This is a genomic window from Vulcanococcus sp. CPBay_Sum15L08_68 (genome assembly GCF_017855895.1).
GTDB lineage: Bacteria > Cyanobacteriota > Cyanobacteriia > PCC-6307 > Cyanobiaceae > Vulcanococcus.
This window is the reverse complement of record NZ_JAFMFX010000117.1, coordinates 1-2,642: the sequence shown is the minus strand read 5'-3', so window position 1 is coordinate 2,642 and position 2,642 is coordinate 1. Positions and strand designations below refer to the sequence as shown.

The following is a 2,642-nucleotide window of genomic DNA, read 5'->3' as shown; positions in this document are numbered from 1 at the left end:
ACAGCGAACTTGTGGTGCAGTTTGTCGCCGCGGGCCAACTGCGGTGTGCCGACGCCTTCGGCTGCCCGCTCGAGCGGTTGATTGTTCTTCTCGATCTTGCAGTCGCGATCAGCCATGGCGACCCCCAGGAGATCGAGGACTTCAGAAAAGGGACGGCTGGCAAAGCCTGGATCCGCCACAAGCCGCAGCCGCACCTGCTGCGCCAGTCGCTCGGCCAGTTGGTCGGTGAGTGACTGCGCGGAGAAGACAAACAGGGCTAGATCGATGCGCTCCCGTGCCTCCGCGAGGACGGAAGCGATCAAGGCCAGGCCGTTGTTGGGATCACTGCGGCGATGGGGCGCAAACAGCACCTCCACCTCGCTGCTTCCCACACGGATGCGCTGAGGCGCGTGCTGACCTTTGCCCAGGCCAAAGCGGCTATCGGGTTGCCCGCCGGGCCCGTCTCCCCACATCCGCTCAAAGTCCTCGCGGAAGAGTGCGGCCAACGCTGGGCTCTCGATCTGCAGCAGGTGGTTGGCGTTCCCGCGGGTTCGGGGCGCGCCCGGGTCCCCATGGAGGCCTGAGGCGGTGAAGTTGGCCGACCCCGTCACCACGGTCTGCCCATCGACCACCAGGTACTTGCTGTGCATCAGGCCGCTGCCCTTGCTGCCATCGGCGGTGTCATCCAGCAGGGGGACGCCCGCGCGCTGCAGGATGCCCACGGCATCGCCCTGCTGCCGCTCGCTCTCCGAGAGTTGCCCGTCGCCGTTTTGGTCGGCCAAGGCGCGCAGCTGCCGGTGGCGTTGCCGCTGATGGGGGCTGAGCTCGGCTTCGTGCTGGCTGCTCCAGGGTTGGCTGTAGAGGTTCTCCAGGACCACCTTCACCGGGATGCCCCGCCGGTGTTGCTCGGCAAGGGCCTGGGCGATGGCCGGGAGGGAGAGCTCCTGAACGGCCACCAGAACCTCGGACTCCGCAGAGCGGATCGCTTCGATCAGCAGCGCCTCGAGGTCCTCACCCGCTCGCCACTGCCGGCTGATCGGGCTGATGTAGCCGCGGTCCTCCCGTTGGTTGAAGGCTGCCCTGATCTGCGGGTGCTGCTCCAGCTCTGGCGCCCGCTCGGCGCCGATCAGCTGCCCGGCGCTGCCGCAGCCCTGCAGCAGGCAGGCCAGGGTCAGCAGGCTGCTGAAAGCGGGCCGCTGCAGCATCAAGGTCTCAGGCGGATCTGGAGCGAGTGTTCCCCGTCTGCCTCAGCCGTGCTCGGGCATCTCAGAGGTCAGCAGCATCGAGCCAAACCAGAGGCTGCTGATCAGCACCGCCGCCAGGACCCCGGCGCCAATACCCACCTTGACCATCAGCAGGGGAACGGCGATGGGGAACAGCACGGCTCCCGCCAGCGGGGTGAAGGCAACAACGGCTTTCATTGGGGAGCTCTGATCAGAACCACTCGGCCACAGCTTGGTCGCTGGGGTTGCTGTTGTCCTCGGGTGTGCTGCGATCGAAATTCAAGGTGATGTTGCGCTTCTGCTCGCCATCGGCCGCAATCGCCTCGATGGCATAGACCTGCTCGCCATCGCGGAAGGGGACTTGAACCCGGAAGGTGCCGTCGCTGGAGAGGGGAACCTCCTCGCCGCCAATGCTCAGGCGGGCTGAGGGATCGGTGGCCCCGTAGACGATCAGCTCGGCATCGGCGACCAACCAGAAGGCGCGCTTGCGTTGACCGACCACGCCACTGCCGGATTCATTGCGGCCGCTGGCCCAGAGGCCGGCACCGGACGCGTTGAGGCCTGAGCCACTGGCGCCCTCGAGTTCATGGAAGGCCTCCGAGCCCCGTCCAATCGTCCGTCCAAAGCTGGTGGCGGTTTGATAGAGCCGCTCGTGCAGACCGTTGTCTGGAGTGGTGGCGGGTTGGCTGGCGATCCCAGCGGCATCCACCTGGCCGAGCGGGGCCTCGAGGCTGAAGGGAACGAACTGATCGAGGATTTGTTCGCTGGGGTGGAGCGCAGGCACCCGCGCGATCGATGAATAGGCCAGGGAGATCCAGCCACCAGCGTTGACGCGGTAGCCAAGTTCGACCCGGTAGTCGCGATCACTGAGCGGCACGGGCAGGTACCACTCGGTGGCGTGGCTATCGACGGGCACTTCCTGCAGGGTGTGCGGGTGCACGCCTCCATCGCTCACCCCAGTGACATCGGCGACCCGCAGGCAGAGCTGGCTGGCTCCATCCTTGAAGGCCTGCTGGCGATCGCTTTCAGAGATTTCCCAGAAGACATAGGCCCACTGGGGATCACGCGGCAGAAAGACGACGCGCGTGCTGTCGATGGTTTTGGGCGGAGGGCTGTGTTCTTGCTCGACGCTGCTGATGTCGGCCTGGCGCTCGCCGATGGCATCAACCAGTTCAGCCTTGGTTTTGCGGCTGTAGAGCGTCACGCCCAGTTCACTGGCCACCTGGCGCAGCTGGCGCAAGGTCATGCGGGCCAATGAGGTCAGGGCTTGGGTCACAGCGCTTCCGATTCCTTTCGGGATCAATGGACTTACTTTCCCCGATCCCTTGTGCAATCGGCAGTCGTGGTCAGGATCCCGTGACTGCCTCCGGTGTGGAAACACAAAAAAAGCGGCGGATGAACCGCCGCTTGAGAAGTCCTGGCCCGTGGATCAGCGGCCGA

3 protein-coding genes are annotated in these 2,642 nt (G+C 65.5%); all 3 read right to left on the bottom strand.

The features are described from left to right. The coding region (locus tag QZ189_RS11095) for a phospholipase D-like domain-containing protein (RefSeq protein ID WP_296421802.1) at positions 1-1,184 on the bottom strand (1,184 nt) is incomplete at its 3' end. Positions 1,185-1,226: 42 nt separating this feature from the next. After that, on the bottom strand, positions 1,227-1,400 hold the full coding sequence (locus tag QZ189_RS11090; protein ID WP_296416837.1) for a hypothetical protein: 174 nt from the start codon (positions 1,398-1,400) through the stop codon (positions 1,227-1,229). A 13-nt stretch (positions 1,401-1,413) separates the two neighbouring features. Continuing rightward, on the bottom strand, positions 1,414-2,478 hold the full coding sequence (locus QZ189_RS11085; RefSeq protein ID WP_296421799.1) for a DUF4912 domain-containing protein: 1,065 nt from the start codon (positions 2,476-2,478) through the stop codon (positions 1,414-1,416). Positions 2,479-2,642: the final 164 nt, after the last annotated feature.

Excerpts from the sequence above, each read along its gene's own strand:
- QZ189_RS11090 (WP_296416837.1), bottom strand. The coding sequence starts at position 1,400 with ATGAAAGCCGTTGTTGCCTTCACCCCGCTGGCGGGAGCCGTGCTGTTC.